Raw genomic sequence first — 23,243 nt, 5'->3', positions numbered from 1 at the left:
GTTCCAGCAAAACGAATCAGTGATCGCGAGTCGACTCGGATTCGTTCGGCACTCGCACTAAATTGCCGGGATGCTGCTAGAACGCCCCGCCCTGCGCTACATCCAACCCATGAAACCGCGCCTCGTCGAGACCGCGCCCAGCGGCGACGGCTGGCTGCACGAGGTGAAGTTCGACGGTTACCGCACCCAGCTGCATGTGGAGGCAGGCACTGCTCGAGCCTTCAGCAGCAGCGGGGCGAACTGGACCAGCAAATATCCGCAGATCGTCGAGGCCGCTGCTCAGCTGCGGTGCACGTCTGCGATCGTTGACGGCGAGGTCTACCTGCCGGACGCCCGCGGCGCGGCCGACTTCTCAGGCTTACCGGCGGCCATCCGTTGGCGGCCACAGGATCTGATCTTCGTCGCCTTCGACCTGCTGCATTTGGATGGGGGCGACGTCCGCAGCAGGTCGGTGGAGAGCCGGCGCGCTATGCTGGGTGGCCTCATGCAGAGCGCGCCGGCCCCATCTCTCGCCTTCAGCCAGGAGCTTGGCGCCGACGGCCCCGAGGCCTTTGCCGCCGTCGACGCCATGGGCCTCGAGGGCATCGTCAGCAAGAAGCGCGGCAGCCGCTACAAGAGCGGCGACGCCGACACCTGGCTGAAGACCAAGACCTTCACCGTGGGCGAGTTCGAGGTGATCGGCGCCGACCTGTCGCCAACCGGCGCACCGGTGGCGATCCTCGCGCGGCGCGACGAACACGGGCTGCACTTCGTAGGGGATGCCTTCATTACGCTGAAAGCGGCGGACCGTGAGGACTTCTGGGCCTACGTCGAGGCGAACACGGTCGAGGTCCCAGCTCTGCCGCTGAAGCGGCGCGGGACGTGGTTGCGGCCGGGGCTGGCGGCAACGGTCAGGCACCTACGCGGCGAGGGCATGCTGCGGCACGCCACCCTCAGGGGGCTGCGCCATGGCGACAGTTAAGACGTCAATTCCAAGCCCGCCCGATCCCGGTGAACCCGAGGTAGAATTCCTCGAGCCCGACTTTGCCCGGTGGACCTTTCGCACCGATGACCCCGCCTTGCAGCGTGCCCAATTCAACTACTGGCGAGGTTGGTACGGTTTCGAGGAAGAGGACGAACCCCACTCCATCGAGGGGCGGGTGTGGCTAGTACGCCGGCAGCGATATACGCCTCAGTGAAATTGCCGGGACGCCCCCCGGCATGGCCTCACTTGATGAACCCGCGCCGCTGCAGCCAGCTCTTGCCGCGCTGCGTGATGTGGACCCGCTTCTTGTTCCCACCCATCACCAGGCGCTCATCCCATAGGATCTGGAACTCCGGCCGATCCTCGATCGGCGTGCCGACCTCCTTGGACAGCCGGATGAGCTCGTCGATTGCGATCTGGGGAAGGTCATAGTCCTGCATGAAGCGCGGCGTAGCAGATTCGCCCGGCATCACTGGACGCAGACCCGCACGATCCCCTGCCCTGTTGGCGCCAGCTTGGCGAAAGCGGCCTTGCTGAGGTCGATGATGCGGCCGTACTTGCCGAACCCGCCCCGATCGGTGATCCGCACCACGACCGAGCGTTTGCCCGCGGTGACCCGCGCACTGGTCCCAAGCGGCAGCGTGTTCGAGGCTGCGGTCAGAGCGTGCATGTTGAACGGCTTGCCGTTGGCCATCAGCCGGCCATGGTGCGCCTCGCCGTACCAGGACGCCTTGCCGCACTGCGCGGCGTGAACGGGCATGGCCCAAAGCACCGCGGCCGCCACCACAAGGATGACGGCCGCGCCGAGCGTGCTGGCGATGATGGGATGCCTCATCGGCCTGCCCCCTTGCTGTTCGATGATCGGACGATTTCCCGGGTGAGCTCGCGGATATCGGCACGGGCCTCGTTGAGCGCCGTGACGGCCCGCTCCATGGCGTCGGTGTTCGCCTGAAGCGTTCGGCGGTTGGCCTCGCGGTCGTTGTGCTCTTCCCGGCGGAGCACGTTGTTCTCGGTCAGGATGGCGTTGCTCGCCTCGAGAGTGGCCGCGAGCTCGTGCATCGCTACGCTATCGGTGGTGATGATCTTCGTGTCGGTGCGGATCTGGGGAGGCGCCGCCGCGGCGATCTGGGCCGCCTTCCTGATGGCCGCCCAGGCAGCGAAGCCAACGGTCACGACGACGGTGGTGATGCCCCCGGCCCAGAGGGCGATGGCATTGAAGTCGATCGACGTCGGATCAGGTATCGTCGCCATCGTGGCCATCCGGAATGGCCACATCGAAGATGGACCAGTAGAACGAAAACAGGCCGAAGAAGCCGAGCACCGAATAGACGGCGAGGCCGGTCGGCCAGGTCCATGAGAAGAGGAAGCCGAGCGTCAGCACGGCGAACAGGGCTATGCCGGTAAGCGCGCCGGCGGCGCGGACGATGGCGGTTGGCTTGGCCATGTAGCCATTGACGCAGAGGGCGGCGATGCGCAGCGTCCCGGCGAGGAACACCACCCAGCCCCACAGCGCCGGGCCGCCTGCAAAGGCAGCGAACGCCCGGCCCGAGAACACATCGGGGTTGCCGAGCACGATCAGGCCCCACAGCGTGGTGATGGCTGCGTGCTCCCATTCGAGGACGCGGGAGCGGAATCGGGAGACGATCCGCCCGGCGACCTCGCGGGCCTTGTGCTGGATCATGATCATCGCCCTACCCACAGTTTTGGTAGACGGATGGTCGAGCGCGGCTTCTTGCGCTTCTTCCGGCCGAACTCGAATGGCGCGGCAGCGTCCGGGTGATTGTCGGGAATGGCCTCGTGTGCCTCGCTGCCCTTGGGCCTGCGCGGCAGGAGAGCCAGGACCAGCCCAAGGATCATCGCCACGGCCCCGACGACTGCCGGCCAGCCGCCGACCTTGTGCAGCAACCACAGCAGGGTGCGGGCGGCTGCCATGATGATCAGCATCAGACCGCCGACGATCAGCAGCTTGTTGAGCCAGCTGACCTCAGCCCACCACTCCCAAGCAGCGCCTTGGATGTGGCAGGGGATATCGAGCAGAGCGCAGTTCATCGCCGGGCCCCTTCCTGCACCGCCTCGACGGATGCCGCCTCGCCCTTCCGGCCGTTGAGGTAGAGCCACAGCGCGCCGCCGGCGAACACCAGCGCGTAGACCCAGACCGGCACGCCGGCGAGCAGATCGACAATCGGCTGCATGAACTCGCGGATCTCGGCGAAGCTGCCGATCACCCAGTTGACGAAGGCGACGACGGCGCCGACGACAGCGCTCCAGAACCCGGCCACCTTCGACCACCAGTTTGCCTTGGCCTCGGGCGCAACCTCGCGAACCTCCTTCGGCGTGGCCTCGGCACGGCCGGCCGGCATCTCGCGAGGCTTGGCCTTGGCGAGCGCCACGATCAGGTTGCTGTCGATTGCGCCGCTCAGCGGCAGGCCTGCGTCGTGCCGGAAGATCAGGATGGCTTTCTCGGTCAGGTCGCCGAAGTCGCCGTCGATGTTGCCGATCTCGGAATAGCCGAGCTCCTTCAGCCGGCGCTGCACCTGGGCGACGACTTCATCGTTCCGCGCGCCCTTCACCGGGAAGGCTGCCGGGCCGGTCGAGGGTTCCTTGGGCGCGGGCTTACGGTCCCGCTCGTTCAGCGCCTCGGCGAGCACGCTCTCGAACGCCGCGGCATCGTCCAGCGACTTGTTGATGCCGTCGCCGGCGTAATAGCTCTCGCCCCGCTGCACGGTGCGCGGGCGCTTGCCGCCACGCTTGATGGTCGACAGCACGGGCAGGCTCGCCCATTCCTTCGCTAGCTCGTTGCCGAAGCTCTTCAGCGGTAGAGCGCCGCTGAAGAAGCGTCGGTAGCCGCGGCGCTCGAGCAGCGCCAGGCCGAAGGCATCCTGCAGCTCGGGGGTGAACTTGGCGGACAGTGGCAGCTTCAGTTCGGCGATCAGGCTCTTCAGCGTCGCCCGGATGATCTGGTACCGGCCGGCCGCCCCGCTCTTCTGCTTCAGGTTCCGCACCCAGCGCAGTTGCTCGGTGAGCAGTTCCTCGAGCGTCATCTCGGTGACGGGCTTGGGCAGCTTCCCCTTCTCGTCGATGTGGCCGATGACGGTGTTGTAGGCGGCGACGCCCTTCCGGGCAGTCTCAAGCCCGCCGATGTAGTCGAGCAGGACCGCCGCCCCGCGGGGGACGTTGGGGTTCATGGGGGGTCTCCGAGTTTGATGGTGCGGCTACCGCCGCAGGGCTATGATGGCTGTCGCGGCGAACGACTGCGCATGGGGGATGACATGCTCAAAGGTCGATACGGCGTAGGATGGATGCTGGCGAGCTGGCTGGCTCTGGCCGGGATGCTCGCGTTGTGTGTCTGGGCGGCGATGTGGATCACGGACATCATCACGTGATCCGCCCGGCTCTTCACGCAAAGGAGTAAGATGCGATAGGAGCTACAAGGAAGCGCCGGCCAAGGAGGTTGGATGCGCAGCCTTCACTTCATCGCGTCGTACCCACGCTCTGGAAACACATGGGTCCGAACGTTCCTGTTCCACCTTTTTAGGGATCAGGGCCATATTCCAGCAACGTCGACGCTTCGGCAGGTCGAGAGCCTATTGCCTTGGGATGCTCACCCAACGGTATATCGACATGCCATGGGCAGGGACGGCGGCGAGTTAGATATTGCTGCCGCGCTGGCGGCCAGGCCGCAAATCCACCGCTGGCTATCCACCGAGCTCAAGACGCCGCCAGCAATCAAGACGCATTCGCTGTTCGGCAGCATCGGCGGCAGTCCGTTGTTCAACATGGACGTGACGCAAGGAGCGCTCTACCTGGTTCGAAATCCCCTCGACGTAATACCCTCGTTGGCGAAGCTGCTCGGCAAGACGGTCGACGAGGCGATCCAAATCGCCGAACGACCGCTGTACGTCCATGCAGGCATCCTTGAGGCCGCCGATGCAAACCAAGTACCAGAACCCGGAGAAGCGCCTGACCTGTGGGGCAGTTGGAGCCAGAATGTGCTGAGTTGGACGAAGGGCGGCCCGAAGGGAACGCTGGTGGTCAGGTACGAGGATCTGATCGCAGATCAGGCAAAGTGGTTCTCAACAATCTGCGCCGATATGGGGCTGACATTCACCGGAGATGAGATAGACCGCGCCATAGAGGGCGCTTCGCTCAAGAACATCAGGGAGAAAATCGCATCGAAAGAAGCCAGCCCACCCGGCTGGAACCGCGGAGTTGTCGGCAGCGGGGCAAATGTCGGTTATGAGGACAAGTTAACGCGCGACCAGGCCAGGCGGATCATTGAGACGCACGGAGACGTCATGCAGTCATTCGGGTATCTCGATGATCGGGCCAACCGCTTTGTTAACGGGTGATGGCGGGATCACTCTAAGGTGGACTCGTACCATCCATTGCCCCAAAGCGTGACCAACCGATTGAAGTAACTTTCATACTGAGCGGCAACGACGTCCATCGACCACCGGGCCATAGCTCGCTTCCGAATGACGTGACGATCCAGTTTTGCGACCCGCTCAACAGCGGCAGTGAACTCCCCGAATGAGCGACAGCGGAAGCCATCGGCGCCGGGCTCCACAGTCTCGGTAAACGCGCCCCAGTCAGTGCTGATAATGGGAGTGCCGCAGGCCATCGCCTCGATCGTAACGGTACCGAAAGGCTCGATGTAGATCGTCGGCGCAAACAACGCGATGGCGCCGCCCATCAGCTCGGCGCGTCGACCTGGTCCGACTTCACCGAGGAACTCGCCATAGCCGTGCTGCTCTCCGGGCCCGACGATGATGAGCCTATTGCCCAGCTTCTCGCATACCTCCTGGGCAATGCCGTAGCCCTTCCGATCGATCAGTCGGCCGACGTAGAGGAAGTAGCCGCCGTCGCCGGCGCCGGCGGGGAACAGCGCTGGGTCTACTTGGTTTGGAATTACCGCATCCCACCAGCCACCGTCGGCGCGCGAGGCATCGCCGGCTTGGGCACCGTAGACCATGTGCATCCACGCATAGCTTTCGAACACCCGGTACTTGGCGAAGGTGCCCGCGTAGCCGATGCCGAACTCAACGGAGAGATGGTTCGGAAAGGCGTCCGCAATCGGCTTGTGCGCCACGCCGCCGATGAGGCAGATGAAGTCGTGCGGCTCGATCCGCTGGTGCATCTGGCCGATGACGTTGGCGTTGAAAGCCGCCCACGCCGGATGGTTCCAGTCGGCCTCGGTGTAGTGCTTCGCACCGACGATATCGACGCGGCGCTTCTCGCTGATGCACGGCACGTGCTCGTCGCAGGGTGCTTCGTTCTGCTCGCCGGCGTAGAGGATCACCGTATGCCCGAGCCCCTTCATCATCTGGCAGAAGCGCGTCACCTTTTGCGTGAAGGCGCAGGCCGCGAAGGCGTCTGTGGTGTGGGTGTGCGGCAGGCTCACGACGTGGAAGCGCATTTACGTTCTCCGCTGCATCATCGCGGTTACTCCCACATCACATTGACGGAACCGGCATCAAAGCTTCCGCCAGTGTCGATTAACCTGATGGTCGTAAGTGCGCCCGATAGAGTTTTGGAACCAGCCAGACTTATAGTCCCGGTCGTGTCCAGAGCAGTATTTCCGTTGGCTATCCAAGTGTTAGAGCCATTCATGAGAGTCAGAACCAACGACCCGCTCAGAACAGAAGATCCTGCGGATATGGACTGAGCCAGCAAAAACTGATCGCCCGTGCTTGCCGGGAAACCCGTATAGCCCGACGTTTCTATACCGCCGGAGTCCCCTAGTTGTATCCCTATTGTGTCATTAGTTGAATTTGAAGAAACCCCATTATACATAACCGTAACACGTTTGGCGCCGGCAGGGATGGTAAAGTCCTTTGTCGTGCCGGACGTTGTTGCCTGCTCGGTAAGTAATGTGATTCCACCACCGCCGGGACCCGTTGGCCCCGTGGCGCCCGTGATACCCGTCGGACCTGTGGCACCGGTAGCCCCCGCTGCGCCATTGTTGGCCGACGCGCTGAAACTCAGGGCAAAGGTCTGCCCGTTCGACCATGTTCCACCCGAAGCGCTGTGCGTCAGCGTCAGCTTGCGATATCCGGTACCATCGACAACCGTGCCGGTGACCTGAAACACCGCCCAGTCCGTGGGGTCCGTGACACCGCGGAAGTGGAGATAGCCACGCACCGTAGCCGTGGGGTCATCGAAAGCATCGAGCCAAGCGGTGATCGAGCTGCCGCCGATTTCCGTATTGTCTATGTAGGCGGCGGTCGCAGACGCGATGGCTGCATTGTTAAGGCGGAAGGTACCCGCGCCAGGGTCACTGTCGGTGGTGGTGGTCGAGTAGAGCAGTTGCACGCCGACTGTCGCGCCGGTGGGGCCGGTGGCGCCCGTAGGTCCCGAAGCCCCGGTCACACCCGTGGGGCCAGTTGCTCCGGTGATGCCGGTAGGGCCGGTCGAGCCGGTGGCTCCGACAGCGCCTGGATCCCCTTGCGGACCGGTCGGACCAGTTGGCCCCGAAGCGCCGGCAGGTCCGGTCGACCCCGTCGCTCCCTTCTCCACCCACAAGTCCCATTCGGGATCTATACCCGGTTCCTTGTTGGTGCTCGGGGCGCTGGCGATCCAGCTCGATCCATTGTGCTCGACGCCATCGAAGGCGGCGAAAGCCGTGACCCCGTCCCATGGACCGAGCCAGTTCACCCCCGCGCCGGCGATCCCGGAGGGGCCGGTGGCGCCTGCGGGACCCGTTGCTCCGGTGGGCCCTGTAGGGCCGGTCGCACCGGTCACGCCGGCGCCGGTCGGTCCTACCGGCCCAGTTGCGCCAGTCGGGCCGGGAACCGTACTTGCGGCGCCGCTTGGACCAGTTGCCCCGGTGGGGCCTGTTGCACCCACAGGGCCGGTAGCTCCCGCGGGACCAGTCGCACCGTCAGAACCGGTCGGACCTGCCGGACCACTGGCGCCGGCAGGCCCAGTTGGGCCGGTGGCCCCGCCAGCGAACAGCGACGCGGGCGCCTTCTTGTTAGCGCCGCCTTGCACGATGGGAACAACGGCCCCAACGAGGTCGGAAGCGGTCGGATCGTCAGAAATCTTGCCGTCAGCCATCGCTCAGCCTCACCACACCGTAATCCGAACCATGCCGTCACCGCCCTTGCCGGAATTGCCGCTTTCCGAGCCGCCACCGCCCCCGCCAGGCTGCGCACCGGCAGTGGCTGCAGTGGTACTGGTGGAGCCGGCCCCACCATTGCCGCCCTCAACCGAAACGCCACCAGTGCTGCCGCCGCCCGAGTGGGCGCCGCCGCCGCCGCCGCCGCCGTGACCCGATCGGCCACCGGCGCCACCTGCCTGGCCGCCCGTTGCGGAGCCGCCGCCTCCACCTCCGCCACCGTCAATCGAAGCGCCCCCAGCCGCGCCGGCCGAGCCACCGGAACTGGAGCCACCGCCGCCGCCACCGCTGCCCTCGGAGCCGTTGCCGCCAGCGGCAGGCGGTGCGCCGGTGGCCCCACCAGTCGAGCTGATAGCCGCGAGGTTTTGCCCGCCTGCGCCTCCCGCCGTTGATACGGCGTTGGCGCCAGCTACCGACGCCCCTGCCGATTGTTGACCGCCGCCGCCGCCGCCGCCGCCGGAGAACGACACATTGCCGGCACCGCCGCCGCCGCCGTAGGCAGTGACATGTGAGCCGAACGACGAGTTGCCACCTGCAACCCCGTCCTGATTGTCCGCAGTTTGAGCCGCGCCACCGGCCCCAACGGTGACTGCTACGGTGCTCGCGAGATCGCTGAGCATAAGCAGCCGGCGCCGGTAGCCACCGCCGCCACCGCCCCCGCCATAGTCAGACGAGCCCGCGCGCCCACCGGATCCGCCTGCGGCCCAGCACTCGACGAGAGCGACGGTTCCGGTCGCAGGCTTCGACCAGGTCGCGCCTCCGGCGGTCGTGTACGTGTCAACATGCGCGCTCGTATCGGCGAACGGGTCCTCGGGCATCAGGACGCTCTCGGCAAAGTCGATGAAGCGCTGCCGCACGTCTGCGGGCGAGATGTCGCCAGCGTTATTGTCGGCAAGGTAGAGTGCGAAGTCCGCGAGGAGCTCCGCCCGGGTGCGTACCGTCATGTGGTGGTGTCCTAGTAAAGGCCGCTGCCGAAGCCGGAGCTGAAGCCGCTGGAGAAGCCGGAGATGCCGTAAATTTCGTCGGCGGCGTAGTCGATCGCCGTGATGTTGGCCGTGAGATCCGGCCCGGGCTGGATGTCCCAGGCCAGCACTTCCCGAGCCACGCGGCTGAGCCAGCCCGTCGCGACCAGCGTCCCGTGGCCGAGAAGGTCGTCACCGCTGGCGGTCGGCATGGCGAACGGTGTCTCGAAGGTGACTAGGGTCCGGTCGGAATCGTCTTCAGTGACCGGCGCGGTCAGCAGGGTACCGTCCGCCAGTCGCAGGATTACGCCCCGGGCTGGTTGGTCGCCGTCACGAATGAAGCGTCCGCCGTCCTCACGCAGCAGATAACCGCCATCCTCACGAAGGATGTAGCCGCCGCCTTCGCCAACGTCTGATCCGAAGTTCCACTCTTCGTCGAGGCGCAGGCCGGAGACGAGACCGCCGTCATAAACAATCTCCTTGACCCGACCGCGCCCGCCGATCTGGCCGAGGATGTCGGTCTCCAGCCACACCCGGTCGCCCATGGTGAACTCGAGGTGCTCAATATCCATGCTGAAGGTGATCAGGCGGCTGCGCCATTTCGCGGACCTCAGGTCGCGCTTGGCCCGCGCGATGGCCTTGTCCTCGTGGACGATGCCCGGATAGGTGATGCTCTCGAACCGCGTCGCCTCGATCAGGCCGCCCGACCCATCGGCATTGTAGCCATCGGCGTAGACGATGAGCTCGCGCACCTCATAGTCGTTCTCGATATCGGCGAGGTTGACTTTTAGCGCGTGCGCAAGGCGCATGAACGGCTTCTCGAAAGCGAAGCCGCCGGCGTTGCGCTGGGTGATCAGGCCCACTGGATCACGGCGGCGATCGATCACCACGCGATAGGGCGAGCCGTAGCTCGGTCGCGCAAACCCAGCCTGCGCAATGGTCGACAGCACCGAGGTGACCGGCTCGCCCTCGAAGATGGCATTCACCTCGAGGCCGCGCGACGCGCACCAGCCGTGCCAGTCGGCCAGACTCGGCCCGTCGATCAGGCTCAGCGGCACCGGCTCAGCATTCAGGTCGCCGGTCAGCACCTCGCGGTACCAGCTGGCAGGATTGCTGGTTAGCTGCTCGGGCACCCAGGCCGCGCCGTTCCAATCCGGAGCATAGCCGGAGGCAACGCAGCTGACCTGGTTGATGGAGCGGTTGCGCGCTCGCATCGCAAGGACGGCAGTCGGCTGGGTGGCGAAGTTGAACGGCGCTTCATCGAAAACCGACTGCACATTGTCGATCTGGATGTCCCGCACATAGCGGTTGATGCCTCTCGCCAGCACCAGCTCTGAGCCGGTGTCCCGGTAAGAGTAGAAGCTATCGAGGATGGTGGAGCCGTCACCCAGCTTATGGGTGCCGGGGTCCCAGATGTAGGAATGCACCGTCGAGCCGCGAATGGCCTCGATCTCGTAGCGATCCTGCGGGAACACTGCCGTGTCGAGGTAGACGGTGAGGTGCTGGCTATCGACCCAGTCGATCACCGCGCCCGAGAAGTAGGAGTCTGCCGCGAAGACGCCATCCATGTCGGTGACGGTGTTGTAGCGCCAGCTGAAACCGCGATAGTTGGGGTTGAAGGCACTTACGGCGGGGATGTCGCCGGCGGCGCACCAGACGAACCGAACAGCGAAGCGCAGGGTATCCTGCCCGCGCCGGCCGCGCAGAACGAACTCCGGCAGGTTTGACCAGATCGTCTCCCCATCCTGGCGGATGCGAAGCCGCAGCGCGGTGACGGCAGCGATGTCGGCATCGAGGTCGGGGTTGTCGGGGCTGACATTGAACAACCCGCCCGGAAAGCTGAAGTTGACGATCGCCTCATTGGGCGCGCGCTTCGTCTCGATGTGGTGCCAGGTGGGCACGAAGCTCGGCTGCGACTGATCCAGCTCGTCGCTCGATTCCTCTGAGCTGATGGTCTGGAAATCGGTCATCACCACGCCGGCTTGCGTCTCGATCACCGTGTTGGTGATCAGCGTCAGCGGCAGGTCGTCGGCAAAGCCCTCGCGGATCTCGATCTCGATGTTGGGGTCATCCTCGACCGCGGCATAGCCTACCCGCACGTCGCTGATGGCATGGGGGCCGGCTAAGCCGTAGGCCAACACCACGATCTGGTCGTTGCCCTCGAAGTACGTCCAGGGCGGCATAATCATCTTGGGCGCGATCTTGCGCGTGCCGGCGACCCGCTGCAGATAGCCGCCGAGCTCGAAGCTGTTCTGCGCCGAGGCAACGCCGACCTCTTCGCTCGCCTGCTGCCCGCCGCCCGGGCCCGTCTGCGGGTTGAGTCCCTGCAGCAGCAGCGAGGCCGCGATCGACAGGCCGCCGGCAACCAGGTTGGCGCCGATCGAACCGGCTGCGAAGGCGGTCCCGAGGAACGGCACGCCGAAGGCACCGACAAACAGCGAGGCCCCGATGAGGGCGATGGCGGCGATCGACGACAACAGCTTGCCGCTGTCGCCGCCGCCGCCGTGCACTGGCAGGTACACCGTGATGTAGGCCATGTCCTTCGGGCGGATCAGCCGATAGAGCTGCGGCGCGATCATCTCGCCGTTGAGCTTCACCCGCAGATACGGGCGCAGAGCCTCTTCGTCCAGCGGCACCAGGTCGATCAGCTCGGCCAGTGTGGCGTTCATCGGCCGCGGCATCTCGATCACCGGGCCGGCGGTGCCGTGCAGCAGGTCGGGGAAGGCGCGGAATGTCGTCACGCGAGCACCGCTGGCCGGAACAAGCCCGTTACCCGGTTGACCACGGTGGGCAGCGCCGAGAAACGCGCGGTGTCGCGATAGGCCCGAACCATCACCCCAGTGGTCTCCTCGATATCGATCATCCGTCCAGGCTCGATGACACACCCGACATGCAGCGGCGCCGATCGGGCTGCCCGACCCTCGCCGACGACGCCGCGCATCATCACCATGTCGAAAGGCCGTTCATCGCCGGCGGCAACCGTCAGCCAGCCCGGACGGGTCCAGCCGCTCGCCATGGTTCGCGCGATCGCGTACGGCCTTTCCACCCCGCCGAACTCGTCGATCCATACGCCCAGCCGTTCGCCGACGATCAGGCGATAGAGCCCGTAGCAGTCGACAGCGGGTCGGGCCCGCCCTCCCATCAGGAAGCCGAGCCGCAGATAGTCGGCGGGGTTGATCATCAGGAGATCCGGAAAGCCGCCCTGAAAACGCTCGGGCGCAGCCAGTGCTTGGGATAGGGTTCTACCGTCAACGCCGGCCGGCTCACCTCGCCTTCGACGACAAGCGCGTCACCACGGACGTTCATCAGCTCGAGCATCAGGTGCGGGCCGCCGACAATCACCTCCGGCTGGCTGGCCAGCACCGCAGTGATGGTGATCCGTGCGGGCGTCGAGATGCTGTCGACGGCCTCGCCGATCCGCATGTCGATGTTGGGGATGGTGATCTTGCCGTTCAGCTGCTCGTCGCTCTGCCCGGGTGGCACGATCGCGATGGGCATGGTCACGTAGGTGCCGGCGAGCGCTGCCACATTGCCGTTGGCGTCGAGCAGGTCAGCGGCATAGACGATGTCCTCGCCTGCATCCGTCAGCAGGATCGGTGTCGGCAGTTCGTCATGCTCGATAGTCAGGAGCATGGCAAAGACTTCGCCGGTCTCCTGCGGATATGCCGCGTCGCGAAAGGCCTGGTTGGGCATCAGGGTATCCGGACGATGGTCATGGACAGGATCCAGAGGTCCTGAGCGAGCTCGCGCAGCGAGTACGGAGAGCCAACGTCAAAGCGCCAGTTGGCGAAGTCGCCAGCAAAGGGATCGGTCATCTCGAACGGCAACGACCCGTCGGCAAGATCATCTTCGAAGAACATCTCGAAGACCCGGGCTTGGTCCATCGTCAACTGCATCGAGACGGTGTGCGGTTTCGTGCGCGCCGTGGACCTGCGCCGCTGCTTGCCAGGCCCAACCTCAGTGCCGAACGAGACGACATTCGGCTGGGGGGACCGGGTAAAGCTGTCGCGCAGAAAGTCCTGAGGCAGGGTGACGGGCCAACTGAACATTAGGTGCGCCTTAGACCCGGAGCGACGCCGAACTGCTTATAGCCGCCGTTACCCATGTTCTTCTTGATCCGCCGCTCGACGGCGCCAATGATCACCTCGAGCCCTCCACCTGGGCTTTCCCGCGTCTCTACGGGCTCGCCTGTGTAGTTGTTGATCACCACGGGGGAGCGGTTGCCGCCGCCCCCTGCCGACGCCAGTTGGGCGGGCGTCAGAATGCTGCCGTTGGTGCCGGGCGCGAAGTACTCGGTGTTTGGGGTGTTCTCGTTCACGGCATAGATTTTGCCGGCCTCGACCGGCCCGCCGCTCGCACGACCTCCACCAAACAAATTGGCGATCCTCCAACCACCACCGCCAACCGACGTTGGCGAGAACAGCGTCTGGAAAGCCTGGTTGATGAAGAGGTTGCCGAGCGACTTGGCCAGCGAAGCGATGCCGTCCGCGGCTGACCGGCTCCCATCGAGTATTCCGATAAACAAGTTGGCGAATCCAGACGCCAATGCCTGATTGATCTCGTCGATGCGCTCCTGCTCGCGCTGCATGGCTTCTAGCTCGGCGGTCGCCGAAGCGAGCTTCCCTGCCATGTCGTCGATTTCACCATTCAGCTCGTCGGTGATGGGGATACCCGCTTGCTTGGCCTCGTTGAGCAGGTTGATTGCCTCTTTCTGGCGCACGAGTTCCTCGGTACCCTTGCCGAACAGGTCGATTTCTGCCTGCACCTGGTCAATACGCTTCTGGAAGTCGCCGACAGTGTTGCCCCAGCGGTCTAAATCCTTCGTCGCTGACTTCCCGGCGCGGGTGTTGGCGCGCGCGAACGCAAGCTCCCCAGCCTCACGAATCTTCTGCTCCCGCAAGGCCTCCGAGATCTCCTCGTCGACGAGCTTCAGCCGCTCACGCCGGCGAGCAATCTCCGCCATTTGAGCCGGCGTTACCGCCTTGAGCGCATCCAGCTCAAGCTGATGCATCTCTGCTGATCGACCGGCTTCGATGCTGGACTCGAGGGCCATTTGAAGGCCGCCGTTTACCGCAGTGCCGGCCAGCGCGTGCGAGACGGCCACTAGCGACCGCTCGAACGCGGCGGCTACCTGGGCGCCCTGTAAAAGGTCATCCACCACGCCCTTTACGATGAATCCCAAAGGACCGAGGTCCGAGTTGGCGATCCGCGTCAGCTCGACTACCAGGTCTTCGGCCGCCAGTGTGCCGTTGGAGAAGCTGACAAGAAGCTTGCCCAACTCCTGGTCGGTCGCGTTGGCCCCTCCGCTGAGAGCTGATCCGAGCGACCGCGCCTGCTCCTGAAACTTGCTCAACTCCCTAGTCATCTCGTTGAAGGAGGCGCCGAGTTCGACTTGGATAGCGCCACGAGGTAGGCGCTGAGCCTCCGCGAGGAAGTCCTTCACCGCTGATTCCGCGTCGTCATAGCCGGCAACGACGCGCTTGAGCTCGTCGCCATGTCGATCGAGGGTATCAGTGGCTTTCTCAGTTTCGCCGACCAGCCCGCCAAGGGCCTGGAGGCCGAGAGTGCCTAGCCCGATGATTGCGATGGTGGCGAGGGAAATCGGGCTGACGATTGAGGTGAAAGCAGCCGCAAGTGCGGTCGCATTTCCCCGCAAGCCACCGGGTCCAAGTGCCGCGGAAAGCTGGGTACCCTGCTGAAGGGCAACCTGCAGGGGGTTCATGCCCATCTGGGCCGAAACGACGACGTCTTGCAACTGAGCCGCGATATTGGCGCTGTTCAGCGAGATCTGCTGGGTCGCCGCAGCTGTCTTGACCGACGCGCCAGCTAGCTGGGACACCCCAGCCTCCGCCCGCCCTGCTGCGCCGGTGAGTTTGTCTAGGTCGACAGCCGCCTTGTCAGCGTTCGACGTCACCGCAATCCCGAGCGTAGCAGTGGTCATGTTGCCCCTCGAACGAGCTTGCGATAGCGTCCCGCCCCATCGACGGAGGAGCCGAGATGCGGTTGTTGCTTGGTGGTGCGGTCTTGGTGACTTGCGTGATCGTGAGCGCCGCCGCCGGGCTATGGCTCTGGCAACAGCATCAAGCTTCCGTCAACGAGGCAGCCGAGCAGAAGCGGATTTTCGACCAAGCCGCCGAGTTTAGCAGGTGCGCGGAGTTTACGATGACGCTTGCGGACAATGTCATAACGCCCGGCTCCGTGGATCAGGCTGCAGTAGACGCAGCGACCGCTGGGTCCATCAAATGCCGAGACGCCGGGATTTTCTAAAGGAGCGCATCGAAGAGCGCCGGCGTGAGCTGGCGCGCGGCCACTACAGGCTCGCTCGCCTTCGACTGCACGGCATCAAGCCACACTCGGTCCATATCGAGGACAGCGTCGACTTCCCAAGGCGCCAGTTCCTCCCGCATCACCTCGAGGTAGGCGCTGACATCTTGAAGGGTGATATGATTCGGCACCCACCCGTTGCCATTACGGGTTCGGGTGAGCGTCCAGAACGCGTCCCACGCCCGCTGCCCCGAGGGAGGGATGCGAGGCGCCCGCCCCTCTACTGCGGCTCGGACGGCGTCGCCGAGGAGCCGGGCAACGCTGAGATGAAAGCTACCCGACTGCCGGCGACGATATCGACCTGCTGCCGGATGAATCGGTAGCGCTCGTAGACCCGGATCGCGTTGGCTTCCGTGTACTCAAGCTCCTTGCCGTCGATCTTCACCTTTGGCGCCCATCCGACGGTGAGCTTGGCGAGGAACTTAGCGCCCTGCGTGAACGTCTCAGCGGCGGTAAGGGGAGTCACCCGCTGGGCATCAACGAGCTCCTGGTGGAGCTCGGCCCGAGCCTTCTGGGCGCGATCGCTGTCCGGCCCTGCGACGGTGATGACAAGGCCGGTGGGGGTCTTGCCATCCATTCCCATGATGGCCACGTCGATACCTGTCTCCTGGCGTTCGATAATCTCGTCGAACTGCGAGAGGTCGACCGTCACAGCGTCACGCCCATGTCTGCGAAGTCCAGCACGAACTGCGACGTAGTCTTGGCCCAGCCGATGCGGACGGGGTCGTCGCCGGTCGTGACGTCAGCCCGCGGGCAGATGCCGCCAGGTGTGCCGGAGAGGAAGTAATCGACTCCGGCGGTGAGGATGGCGCCGAGATCCACGATCGCCCCGTTCTTGGCGAGCGTCACTGGCTGGTCGAGCAGCGCGGCATGCAGGGTAAGCCCCCTGATCCCGCGAATGCCTGCGGTCGCATGATCGTTGTCAGCCAAGATCGCTTTAGCCGTGCTGGCATCGGCAACCACAGCCTGGGCAGCCGTAAGGGTGGTCCCGGCCTGAAGCTGCTCGGTGGGCCCGCTGATCAACTTGACGTTGGCCGCGGTGATGGTGAGGTCTGCCATGGTTCAGGCTCCTGTTAGGCCGCGGCCGGGACGGTGACGATGTTGGTGTTCGGTGCCACCGTGGCGGCGAGCATGCGGGCCGTGTTGGCGCCACCGCCCTGCTCCTGAGCGGACATCACCGGGCCGATGAAGTACTTGGTCGTCGGCGTGCCGCCCTCTGGTGCGTCGTCGAATTCGATCTTGTGGGGGAAGTTGCTTCGGCTGTTCGACGCGGCGATGAGCGCGATCTGGCCGGCATCATCCGAATTAACCGCGAAGACATTCTGCATGGCTGGGGAGCGATAGGTGCCCTTCTGGACCACCGTGCGGCCCCGGCTGATGAGGTCCGTGGCGATTTCCGCGGCAGCATCGCCGATGGCACCCATGGTTTGCCAGTCGGCCACCTCAAGCCAGGTGACGCCCGCGAAGTCGCCTTCGTCGACATCGACACTGGGGGCGACTATGGCGGCCGTACCGATGAAGTACTTTGCGCCGGCAACGGCGTAGAGATCGGCCATTTGGCCCTCCGTGAGTTGGGAACGCCGACCCGCTATGCGGGTTGAACGCTCATTGCAGTTGAACAAGGCCCGCGCCATGTCCCAGAAAACCCCGCCCAACGGCGCCCCCCACCTGGTCGCCATCATCGACAGGAAGACGTTGAAGAATATCGAGAAACTGGCCGCAGAGTTCGGCGTCGAGCCGGGGGACGTGATTGTCGAGCTGCTGCGGATCCAGGCCTCAGAACGACCGGACGGCGTGACGCTGCACTAGGCCCAGCACTCCCAGGCGATCATCACCGGGATCTGGATTGCGGCGTCCTCGACGATCAGATCTGCAACGTCGGGGCGTTTCGTGATGCGCACCGTCACCGGTGCGTTGTGGAGCTTGAGGTCGGTCGAGAAGTGTGCGGCCACCAACCCGGCGACCTCGCGTGCCCGGCTCTCGCCCTGCCCCTTCGTGTCGTAGACCGAGACCTGAGTCAGGCCGAGATGCTGGTGGGGGCCATCGCTCGAGATCAGCAGCCGGTTGGCAACATTCGGCACGAACTGCACCCGCAGGTACCGTTGGTTGCCGGGCGGCGTGAAGGGCACGTTCGGCCACGCAATCGTGTGGACCGGGACCAGAGCGAGCGTTGCGAGGTGCCCGAACAGCGCCTCCATGATGGCTACTTCCGCCGTGGTGGCCATTCTGATAACTCCGCCCGCCGAGGGCCTTCAGATGTTCAGACGATTATTCGCCGCAGCAGCGCTGTTACTCGCGACAGTGCCGGCCGAAGCCAGGACGATCGACGCGAAATTCATCGGGGATGTGGACCTCGAGCAGTTTCAGTGCACCGAGACCGTCTCAAGCTTCGTCCATCGGATCTGTTACGACGTGACGGACAGCCGAGTGATCGTGCTGCTGAGGGAGACCTTCTACCAGTACTGCAACGTCGACCCTGGCACCGTTGCAGCCTGGCTCGCCGCGGATTCGAAGGGGCGGTTCTACAACCAGAACATCAAGAGCAACGCGGTCGACGGTCGCTTCGACTGTCGTTAAAGCCCGAGCCGGCTCTTCACTTCCGCCGACTTCGCCGCCACGATCGAGGCCCAGCGCTGCGCCACCATGTCGACCCACGGGCGCCCGGCGCGGCCGTTCGCCCCATAGTGGACGTGCGCCCCGTACTTGGCCGTGTAGCCGAGGTAGATCGTGTCGCCGAGGTCGGCCCCGACAATCACAAGCTCGATGGTGCCGGCGTCCAGCGACTGCGAACCGCCGGGGTTGTCGAGGCTAAGAACCGGCATCGCCGAGGTTGAGGCTCGGAGCGATGCGCGGAGGAACCCGGTATCGACCGGGACCAGCGAATTGAGTTGCGAGACAAGCTCTTGGACCGACTGCTTGAAGACGGCTTCGAGAGCGCCCTCGGCCCTGCGGACCCAGTCACTTACAACCGCAGCGAAGCTCGTCACAGCCGAGGAGCCTGATGAATATGGCCGGAGCCGGCACTTCCCACCTCGACGGAAATGCGTAACTCTTCATCGCAGTTATTCTGAGGCTTGGGCGATTCACGATGGAAGTTGAGCAGCAACTCGCGCACATAACGACGCGACTGGTAGTAAAAAAGAAAGATGGCGTTCATTTTGGTACAGGGTTCTTCCTTGCATATGATCTCGGAGATGGTCGAACGCGGATCTTCTGTGTGACGAACCGGCACGTCCTTGCCGGTGCACAAATTTGCTCCGTTCCAGTCACGACCGCAAAGGCGGATGGCTCGCCGGACTATGCAAGCAAAGTCATGATCGACGTCACCGACGTAGGGACATCAACCATCTTTCATCCAAACGCTTCTGTAGATCTCGCCGCGTTTTCTGTGGTCAACGTCTTCAACAGCATGATCGAACGAAAGTTCACGCCGTTTTTTCGCGCCCTCAATCGGTCGGACTTACCGTCGTCGTCTACCTTCGCGAGCCTCGGCGTTGCTCAGGATGTTCTGATGGTTGGGTACCCCAACGGCTTGTTCGATGAGGCGAACAATATGCCAATCATTCGTCGTGGGATTACGGCTACCACACCCGCGCTGAACTTTAACGCGAAGCCCGAGTTCATGATCGACTGCGCCTGCTTCCCAGGGTCCAGCGGTTCACCGATTTTCCTGCATCAGCCACTCGGCTTTCGTCAGCCGAATGGTGACTATGTAATCGGTTCAGGTCGAACGATCCTGATAGGAGTTCTATACGCCGGTCCCCAGGTAACAATTAGCGGAGACATCGTTCCCGTTACAATTCCAACAGCTTCCAAAATCGGAGTTAGGTCGCAGGCAATGATGCATCTGGGCTACTGTATCCGGGCTACCGAGTTAACCTTCCTTGACCAACATGCGCCTGAATGGAGCCCCGTTCCCGAGCAACCTGCCGCTGCCTAATTCACTCCCTTCAAGCCAACCGCCGGGCGTAGTCGACCTTGTACTCGACGGTGCACCTGCACCCGCTTGTCTCTGAGATTGGAGCCTGCGGGTCACCGGGGAATTGCAGCATCGCGCCCGAGGGCGAATGGAAGGCGCCATCGAACCCGATGGACTTGCCGTTGAGCGTCCGGTGCGTGTGCCGCACGCGGTTATCGCCGGCCGAGCGCCAGTGCTTGGTCACCAGGTCCGCGGACACCTTGCCCGACGCGATCGCTTGGCGCATCGCATCATGCCGGCTCTGACCGAGCGCGAACATCGTTTCGGTCCGCGCCAGCAGCTCGCCGCGTAGCGCCAGCAGGCGATCGGAGTAGCGACCCACGATCCGATCGACCATTTCGGACGGTAGCGCCCTGCCCTCGTGGATCGCCTTCTGAACGGCGGCATCGAACCGACGATCACGCCGCTCGCGGGTCAGGTAGGTCCGCATGGCCTCCGCGCTGCCCGATAGAAGCTCACGGCGGGCGGTCGTGACGAAAGTGGTCTGCCGTGCTGTCAGCCCAATAAGGCCGCCCTCGCGTTTCCCTGTGGCCCGGTTCACCCTTCCGACGATGGAGAGAGCGGTCCTGCGCGGGTTGAGCCCCTGCGACATGCCTTCGGTCAGTGCTGAGCGGATGCCTTGGAGTTGCCCCTCGAGGATCTGCGCCACAGCACTGGCGGAGTGCTCGCGCAACCAGGCCTCGGCCTCCGGATTGCGGACGCCGAAGCGGAACACGATGCGGTGCCCCTGCGGGTCGCGCAGCATCAACTGCTCGGCCATCGAGATCCCGCCGCCCTCGTAGGCTCGAGCGACGGCGGTTTCGAACTGCGAGAACGCTTCACGCTCGATGTGCAGCACATCAATGGCGCCGGCGATGTCGTTGCGCTCCAGACGCTCGATCAACAGCCGGAGAGTGATCCTCGAGCGAATGTCCGCGATGGCGTCGAGAAATGCTTGGTGGATGACCGGTTCGAACTCGGCGATCAGAAGAGCCAGGCGCTCGTGCTGTGATAGGCGCTTCAGCATGTGCTAGATCGTCCTCATGGCTACGGCATCATTCGACATGACCAGAGGGACTTTTGAGGATCTGCTGGAGATGCTGAACGACATGGGGCTTGTGCCCCACGAAGGCTATTCATTGGTCAGCACGGTCGAAGAATACTGGGCAACTAACAGGGTCGATATCGACTTTCGAGCGGAGGAGAGGGCGTACGTCGCAAAGGCCCGCTGGACGCTCGGCATCACGAGGACAGATCAACCTCATAGAGTAGTGCGACCCCTGCGGGGCTGATCGGCCTCACCTCGGCGATCTCGTTCCAGACGGTGTCGTCAGTCACGTCCGCCTCGGCCACACCCACGGCAATCTGCTGGCCCTTCATGGGGACGGCGCCGGCGGCGCTCACCATCAGTGTCCGCAAGGTCTGCAGCACCGTCGTGCCGGCGGCATCGCGGATCTCGCGCACCCCCTCCACCACATAGACAGTGGAATACGTTGGGGAGCCAGCCGGCGGATCCCAGGCGTTGACCGGAACACCTGCCGGCGGCATCTGCAGCGTCGCAGGGTAGCCGCCCGCCTGGCTGACGTCGGCGACCGACTTCAGCGCCGCGTCAACCTCGGCCGCGATGGCGTTCCAGTCCTCGGGCATCAAACCACCAAAATCCCGGGCACGGGCTGGATGAGGAAGGGAGCAAGCAACCCCTCGACGGCCGAGATCACCGGGATCATCGCGCCGGGCTTCGAGGCGTCGCCGACGACCTCCCACTTGATGCCCTTGACCTCGGTCAGGACCTTGGCGGTGCCTGGCGTGTAGGTGGCGGACAAGCTGCCGGGGCTCATTGCCTCGGCGTAGGCGGCGAAGTAGCTGGCTTGCTCCACCATGGATGGGATCACGGCCGGGCCAATCTCCACGCCATAGGCGCAGCCGCCCGTCCGCGGCCAAGCTCGCTCCTGCGCAATACCTCCCGTGGGCACCCCGCTGAAGCGCGGGCCGTAGAGCCCGTCGATATAGGTCGAGCCGTGCTGGCGGAGCACGGCAGCCGTCGGCGCACCGGCGGGCAGTGCGTAACCATTGGCCGTCAGCCAGGCCGCGAAGGCGCTATCGTCGCCATAGCCAGCCATATCCCTCTCCGCTTTTCGGGAGCAATCCGCAGCATCCCAGCCGACGGAACGCTATAATGGAAGCGTCAACTAAATAGGGAGACCCGAGTGGTCAGTCAGAAGGAATACGACGCCTTTATTCGCGGCCAGGATGCCGCCCGTGAAGGGAAGCCTCGCCAGAACCCCTATCACCATCGGTCGAGGTACTATGACCTTTGGGAACAGGGGTATCAGGCGGAACTCGACATCGTCTGGAAGTGACTAGGCCGCCGCCTTCAGTGCTTCGTCCACGGCAGTCTGTTTGCCGGCATCGTCGAGGGCATTGAAGGCGGTCGCCTCGACCTCACGGAACGACTTGCCCACCGGGTTGCCGGCGGCATCGAAGATCGAGAACCAGCCCGGCGACTTCTCCTTGGCCACGAACGGGCCCTTCGGGGCGGCCGGAACCAGCTTCTCGAGCTCGGCAATGCGCCTGTCCTTCGCGGCAAGCTGCTTCTTCAGGTCTGCGATCTCAGCCTTGCTGGAACCGTCGTCATTCATCGGCCGACGTTCGGTGCCAGTCTCAGGGTCAGCCTCATAGCTGCCCTCGACCGTGAACCAGCCAGCCGCCTCGATGTGGGCCTGCTCGCGTGCGTAGACCTTCACATCTACGGTCTGCTTCGGATCGACGAGGACCGGGCCGTTCACGGTGTTGATGCCGCGCGGGCCCGCCTGGGTGTTGGTGATCTTCATTGGGTCAGCTCCACTGACAATCAAATGTGAATTTCAAGCAGGCTCGACCGGTGCACAGTCCGTGCTTCGCCGGTCGCCGCCGGTGACTGTTGAGCCGGGAGCTTCGGGAGGAACGCTACCGGCTCATTTTTTAGATGCCGTCGAGGTACCGCACGGCCTTCGGGCGCTTGATGTCGACCCCGCCGAGGCGGAAGACGCCCGGCACATCGAAGCGCATCGGGCCGGTCTGCCAGGCCGGGAAGAACCGGAACGGCATCGGCACGTGCATCTTCAGCACGTCCGGCGAGCGGCGGTACGCCACCATGCGCTTGGTCGAGGAGGCGCCGGCGGTGTCGAGGTACCCGAAGAGACCGCGAATGGTCAGCGATTGCCCGGTGGTGCGGGTGTAGATGTTGTTCCGCTCGATCCACTCGAGGATCGTGGTCTGGTTGACCGCGTCGATCCGGCGAGTGGAAAGGTCGAGCAGCACCGAGTACGGCAGCAGCAGAGTATCCGCGATCTCGGCGCCCAGGGTGCCGGTGAAAATGCCGGTGAGCTGGCCGTTGATGTCGCGGAGGATCTGATCCGGCGTCTTCGATGCGAAGGTCGTCGCCGAACCAGTGCCGTCAGCCGGCGCCGTGGTCGCCGTGGGCGTAGTGGCGTTCACCAGCCCGGTGAAGCCCTTGGTGGTGTCACCACCGAAGGCCACCTGGTCGATCTTCTCCTCGGACACACGGCGGGCCAGCGAGGCCTTATCGCTGGTCAGGTTCATCCCGAGCAGCTGGGCCTTGCCGAGCTCCTCGAGGTCGTAGCCATAGCCGATGCCGGCCATGTGCACGCCGGTCTCGAACTTCTCGCGGCTCAGATCGACATTGGGCATGTCGTGGGCCTTGCCCGAGAACCACTGGGCCTGGCCGACGCCATCCATCGAGAAGTAGGTGACGGAGTTGATCCATTCGGGCGCAGTGGTGTCGACCGGGATCAGGTTGGGGTACTGAATCTCCTGGTAGCGCATCTGGTAGACAGTCGGCTCGATGATCGACTGCTGCGAGATGAGGAAATTCATCGAACGCTGCTGAGCGTCCTGGGTCATCATGAAGTTCATGGG

Annotated in this window: 32 protein-coding genes; 7 read left to right on the top strand and 25 right to left on the bottom strand. The window is 64.2% G+C overall.

Annotated features, from left to right (window positions below):
* Nucleotides 1–109: 109 nt before the first annotated feature.
* Complete coding sequence (locus AC1ROK_RS23625) at nucleotides 110–961, top strand: ATP-dependent DNA ligase (RefSeq protein WP_492851511.1); 852 nt, start codon at nucleotides 110–112, stop codon at nucleotides 959–961.
* A gap of 245 nt (nucleotides 962–1,206) precedes the next feature.
* Here the strand turns inward: AC1ROK_RS23625 and AC1ROK_RS23620 are convergent, their stop codons facing one another.
* Genes AC1ROK_RS23620 through AC1ROK_RS23595 form a run of 6 tightly spaced genes read right to left on the bottom strand, consistent with a single transcriptional unit; the run spans nucleotide 1,207 to nucleotide 4,149 of the window.
* Entirely contained in the window at nucleotides 1,207–1,434 is a 228-nt protein-coding gene (locus AC1ROK_RS23620) for a hypothetical protein (RefSeq protein ID WP_492851509.1), read from the bottom strand.
* Nucleotides 1,434–1,799 carry a septal ring lytic transglycosylase RlpA family protein gene (locus tag AC1ROK_RS23615; RefSeq protein ID WP_492851508.1) on the bottom strand — a complete coding sequence of 122 codons (366 nt, stop codon included), beginning with the start codon at nucleotides 1,797–1,799 and terminating at the stop codon, nucleotides 1,434–1,436. Before AC1ROK_RS23615 ends, AC1ROK_RS23620 begins: the two co-directional genes overlap by 1 nt.
* Nucleotides 1,796–2,215: a hypothetical protein gene (locus AC1ROK_RS23610; protein ID WP_492851506.1), complete on the bottom strand. Its 420-nt coding sequence runs from the start codon at nucleotides 2,213–2,215 to the stop codon at nucleotides 1,796–1,798. The genes AC1ROK_RS23615 and AC1ROK_RS23610 overlap by 4 nt, the downstream gene beginning before the upstream one ends.
* Nucleotides 2,199–2,645, bottom strand: coding sequence for a hypothetical protein (locus tag AC1ROK_RS23605; protein ID WP_492851504.1), 447 nt, complete (start codon nucleotides 2,643–2,645; stop codon nucleotides 2,199–2,201). Before AC1ROK_RS23605 ends, AC1ROK_RS23610 begins: the two co-directional genes overlap by 17 nt.
* Before the next feature lie 2 nt (nucleotides 2,646–2,647).
* On the bottom strand, nucleotides 2,648–3,013 hold the full coding sequence (locus AC1ROK_RS23600; protein ID WP_492851502.1) for a hypothetical protein: 366 nt from the start codon (nucleotides 3,011–3,013) through the stop codon (nucleotides 2,648–2,650).
* Nucleotides 3,010–4,149: a peptidoglycan-binding protein gene (locus tag AC1ROK_RS23595; protein WP_492851500.1), complete on the bottom strand. Its 1,140-nt coding sequence runs from the start codon at nucleotides 4,147–4,149 to the stop codon at nucleotides 3,010–3,012. Before AC1ROK_RS23595 ends, AC1ROK_RS23600 begins: the two co-directional genes overlap by 4 nt.
* A 270-nt stretch (nucleotides 4,150–4,419) precedes the next feature.
* On the opposite strand from AC1ROK_RS23595, the gene AC1ROK_RS23590 reads away from it, so the two are divergent.
* Nucleotides 4,420–5,313 (top strand): sulfotransferase domain-containing protein, encoded by an 894-nt coding sequence (locus AC1ROK_RS23590; RefSeq protein ID WP_492851498.1) that lies wholly within the window; start codon nucleotides 4,420–4,422, stop codon nucleotides 5,311–5,313.
* Nucleotides 5,314–5,321: 8 nt separating this feature from the next.
* Here the strand turns inward: AC1ROK_RS23590 and AC1ROK_RS23585 are convergent, their stop codons facing one another.
* The 8 genes from AC1ROK_RS23585 to AC1ROK_RS23550 form a co-directional block, all read right to left on the bottom strand.
* Nucleotides 5,322–6,380, bottom strand: coding sequence for a glycosyltransferase (locus AC1ROK_RS23585; RefSeq protein WP_492851496.1), 1,059 nt, complete (start codon nucleotides 6,378–6,380; stop codon nucleotides 5,322–5,324).
* 26 nt (nucleotides 6,381–6,406) lie between these two features.
* Entirely contained in the window at nucleotides 6,407–7,276 is an 870-nt protein-coding gene (locus AC1ROK_RS23580) for a hypothetical protein (RefSeq protein ID WP_492851494.1), read from the bottom strand.
* A gap of 753 nt (nucleotides 7,277–8,029) precedes the next feature.
* On the bottom strand, nucleotides 8,030–9,025 hold the full coding sequence (locus AC1ROK_RS23575; protein ID WP_492851492.1) for a glycine-rich domain-containing protein: 996 nt from the start codon (nucleotides 9,023–9,025) through the stop codon (nucleotides 8,030–8,032).
* Between the two features lie 11 nt (nucleotides 9,026–9,036).
* Nucleotides 9,037–11,784, bottom strand: a complete 2,748-nt coding sequence (locus AC1ROK_RS23570; RefSeq protein WP_492851490.1) for a hypothetical protein — start codon at nucleotides 11,782–11,784, stop codon at nucleotides 9,037–9,039.
* Entirely contained in the window at nucleotides 11,781–12,224 is a 444-nt protein-coding gene (locus AC1ROK_RS23565; protein ID WP_492851488.1) for a hypothetical protein, read from the bottom strand. The genes AC1ROK_RS23570 and AC1ROK_RS23565 overlap by 4 nt, the downstream gene beginning before the upstream one ends.
* Nucleotides 12,224–12,736, bottom strand: coding sequence for a DUF1833 family protein (locus tag AC1ROK_RS23560; protein WP_492851486.1), 513 nt, complete (start codon nucleotides 12,734–12,736; stop codon nucleotides 12,224–12,226). Before AC1ROK_RS23560 ends, AC1ROK_RS23565 begins: the two co-directional genes overlap by 1 nt.
* Complete coding sequence (locus AC1ROK_RS23555; RefSeq protein WP_492851484.1) at nucleotides 12,736–13,092, bottom strand: hypothetical protein; 357 nt, start codon at nucleotides 13,090–13,092, stop codon at nucleotides 12,736–12,738. The genes AC1ROK_RS23560 and AC1ROK_RS23555 overlap by 1 nt, the downstream gene beginning before the upstream one ends.
* Nucleotides 13,092–14,984: a phage tail length tape measure family protein gene (locus tag AC1ROK_RS23550; RefSeq protein ID WP_492851482.1), complete on the bottom strand. Its 1,893-nt coding sequence runs from the start codon at nucleotides 14,982–14,984 to the stop codon at nucleotides 13,092–13,094. The genes AC1ROK_RS23555 and AC1ROK_RS23550 overlap by 1 nt, the downstream gene beginning before the upstream one ends.
* A gap of 56 nt (nucleotides 14,985–15,040) precedes the next feature.
* Between AC1ROK_RS23550 and AC1ROK_RS23545 the strand changes: the two genes are divergently transcribed.
* Nucleotides 15,041–15,310, top strand: coding sequence for a hypothetical protein (locus AC1ROK_RS23545; protein ID WP_492851481.1), 270 nt, complete (start codon nucleotides 15,041–15,043; stop codon nucleotides 15,308–15,310).
* On the opposite strand, the gene AC1ROK_RS23540 is transcribed toward AC1ROK_RS23545, so the two are convergent.
* From AC1ROK_RS23540 to AC1ROK_RS23525, 4 genes are read right to left on the bottom strand one after another with little or no spacing between them, the layout of a single operon-like run.
* Nucleotides 15,307–15,684 (bottom strand): phage tail assembly chaperone, encoded by a 378-nt coding sequence (locus AC1ROK_RS23540; protein WP_492851992.1) that lies wholly within the window; start codon nucleotides 15,682–15,684, stop codon nucleotides 15,307–15,309. The genes AC1ROK_RS23545 and AC1ROK_RS23540 overlap by 4 nt on opposite strands.
* Nucleotides 15,588–16,019, bottom strand: a complete 432-nt coding sequence (locus tag AC1ROK_RS23535; RefSeq protein ID WP_492851479.1) for a hypothetical protein — start codon at nucleotides 16,017–16,019, stop codon at nucleotides 15,588–15,590. The genes AC1ROK_RS23540 and AC1ROK_RS23535 overlap by 97 nt, the downstream gene beginning before the upstream one ends.
* Nucleotides 16,016–16,426 (bottom strand): hypothetical protein, encoded by a 411-nt coding sequence (locus AC1ROK_RS23530; RefSeq protein ID WP_492851477.1) that lies wholly within the window; start codon nucleotides 16,424–16,426, stop codon nucleotides 16,016–16,018. Before AC1ROK_RS23530 ends, AC1ROK_RS23535 begins: the two co-directional genes overlap by 4 nt.
* 14 nt (nucleotides 16,427–16,440) lie before the next feature.
* Entirely contained in the window at nucleotides 16,441–16,923 is a 483-nt protein-coding gene (locus tag AC1ROK_RS23525) for a hypothetical protein (RefSeq protein ID WP_492851475.1), read from the bottom strand.
* 76 nt (nucleotides 16,924–16,999) lie between these two features.
* On the opposite strand from AC1ROK_RS23525, the gene AC1ROK_RS23520 reads away from it, so the two are divergent.
* Nucleotides 17,000–17,176, top strand: coding sequence for a hypothetical protein (locus tag AC1ROK_RS23520; protein ID WP_492851473.1), 177 nt, complete (start codon nucleotides 17,000–17,002; stop codon nucleotides 17,174–17,176).
* On the opposite strand, the gene AC1ROK_RS23515 is transcribed toward AC1ROK_RS23520, so the two are convergent.
* Entirely contained in the window at nucleotides 17,173–17,592 is a 420-nt protein-coding gene (locus AC1ROK_RS23515; RefSeq protein ID WP_492851472.1) for a phage tail terminator-like protein, read from the bottom strand. The two genes, AC1ROK_RS23520 and AC1ROK_RS23515, sit on opposite strands and share 4 nt — an antisense overlap.
* Before the next feature lie 31 nt (nucleotides 17,593–17,623).
* Here AC1ROK_RS23515 and AC1ROK_RS23510 point away from each other — a divergent pair, with 31 nt between their 5' ends.
* Entirely contained in the window at nucleotides 17,624–17,944 is a 321-nt protein-coding gene (locus tag AC1ROK_RS23510) for a KTSC domain-containing protein (protein WP_492851470.1), read from the top strand.
* On the opposite strand, the gene AC1ROK_RS23505 is transcribed toward AC1ROK_RS23510, so the two are convergent.
* Nucleotides 17,941–18,189 (bottom strand): hypothetical protein, encoded by a 249-nt coding sequence (locus tag AC1ROK_RS23505; RefSeq protein ID WP_492851468.1) that lies wholly within the window; start codon nucleotides 18,187–18,189, stop codon nucleotides 17,941–17,943. The genes AC1ROK_RS23510 and AC1ROK_RS23505 overlap by 4 nt on opposite strands.
* Nucleotides 18,190–18,455: 266 nt before the next feature.
* On the opposite strand from AC1ROK_RS23505, the gene AC1ROK_RS23500 reads away from it, so the two are divergent.
* A complete protein-coding gene (locus AC1ROK_RS23500) occupies nucleotides 18,456–19,307 on the top strand; it encodes a S1 family peptidase (RefSeq protein ID WP_492851466.1) in 852 nt (283 codons plus the stop codon).
* Nucleotides 19,308–19,317: 10 nt separating this feature from the next.
* Here the strand turns inward: AC1ROK_RS23500 and AC1ROK_RS23495 are convergent, their stop codons facing one another.
* The 3 genes from AC1ROK_RS23495 to AC1ROK_RS23485 all read right to left on the bottom strand — a co-directional run bounded on the left by AC1ROK_RS23495 (nucleotide 19,318) and on the right by AC1ROK_RS23485 (nucleotide 21,445).
* Nucleotides 19,318–20,352 (bottom strand): phage minor head protein, encoded by a 1,035-nt coding sequence (locus tag AC1ROK_RS23495; RefSeq protein WP_492851464.1) that lies wholly within the window; start codon nucleotides 20,350–20,352, stop codon nucleotides 19,318–19,320.
* A 215-nt stretch (nucleotides 20,353–20,567) separates the two neighbouring features.
* On the bottom strand, nucleotides 20,568–20,972 hold the full coding sequence (locus AC1ROK_RS23490) for a hypothetical protein (protein ID WP_492851462.1): 405 nt from the start codon (nucleotides 20,970–20,972) through the stop codon (nucleotides 20,568–20,570).
* A complete protein-coding gene (locus AC1ROK_RS23485; RefSeq protein WP_492851460.1) occupies nucleotides 20,972–21,445 on the bottom strand; it encodes a DnaT-like ssDNA-binding protein in 474 nt (157 codons plus the stop codon). The genes AC1ROK_RS23490 and AC1ROK_RS23485 overlap by 1 nt, the downstream gene beginning before the upstream one ends.
* Before the next feature lie 87 nt (nucleotides 21,446–21,532).
* Here AC1ROK_RS23485 and AC1ROK_RS23480 point away from each other — a divergent pair, with 87 nt between their 5' ends.
* Nucleotides 21,533–21,685, top strand: a complete 153-nt coding sequence (locus AC1ROK_RS23480) for a hypothetical protein (protein ID WP_492851458.1) — start codon at nucleotides 21,533–21,535, stop codon at nucleotides 21,683–21,685.
* Here AC1ROK_RS23480 and AC1ROK_RS23475 read toward each other — a convergent pair whose 3' ends face one another.
* Nucleotides 21,686–22,156 (bottom strand): hypothetical protein, encoded by a 471-nt coding sequence (locus AC1ROK_RS23475; RefSeq protein WP_492851456.1) that lies wholly within the window; start codon nucleotides 22,154–22,156, stop codon nucleotides 21,686–21,688.
* A 130-nt stretch (nucleotides 22,157–22,286) separates the two neighbouring features.
* Complete coding sequence (locus AC1ROK_RS23470) at nucleotides 22,287–23,240, bottom strand: DUF2184 domain-containing protein (protein WP_492851454.1); 954 nt, start codon at nucleotides 23,238–23,240, stop codon at nucleotides 22,287–22,289.
* Nucleotides 23,241–23,243: the final 3 nt, after the last annotated feature.

The organism is Devosia sp. GW821-FHT12F11 (assembly GCF_058806655.1).
Note: the sequence above shows the minus strand (reverse complement) of the source record. Positions and strands in the feature narration are given on the sequence as shown.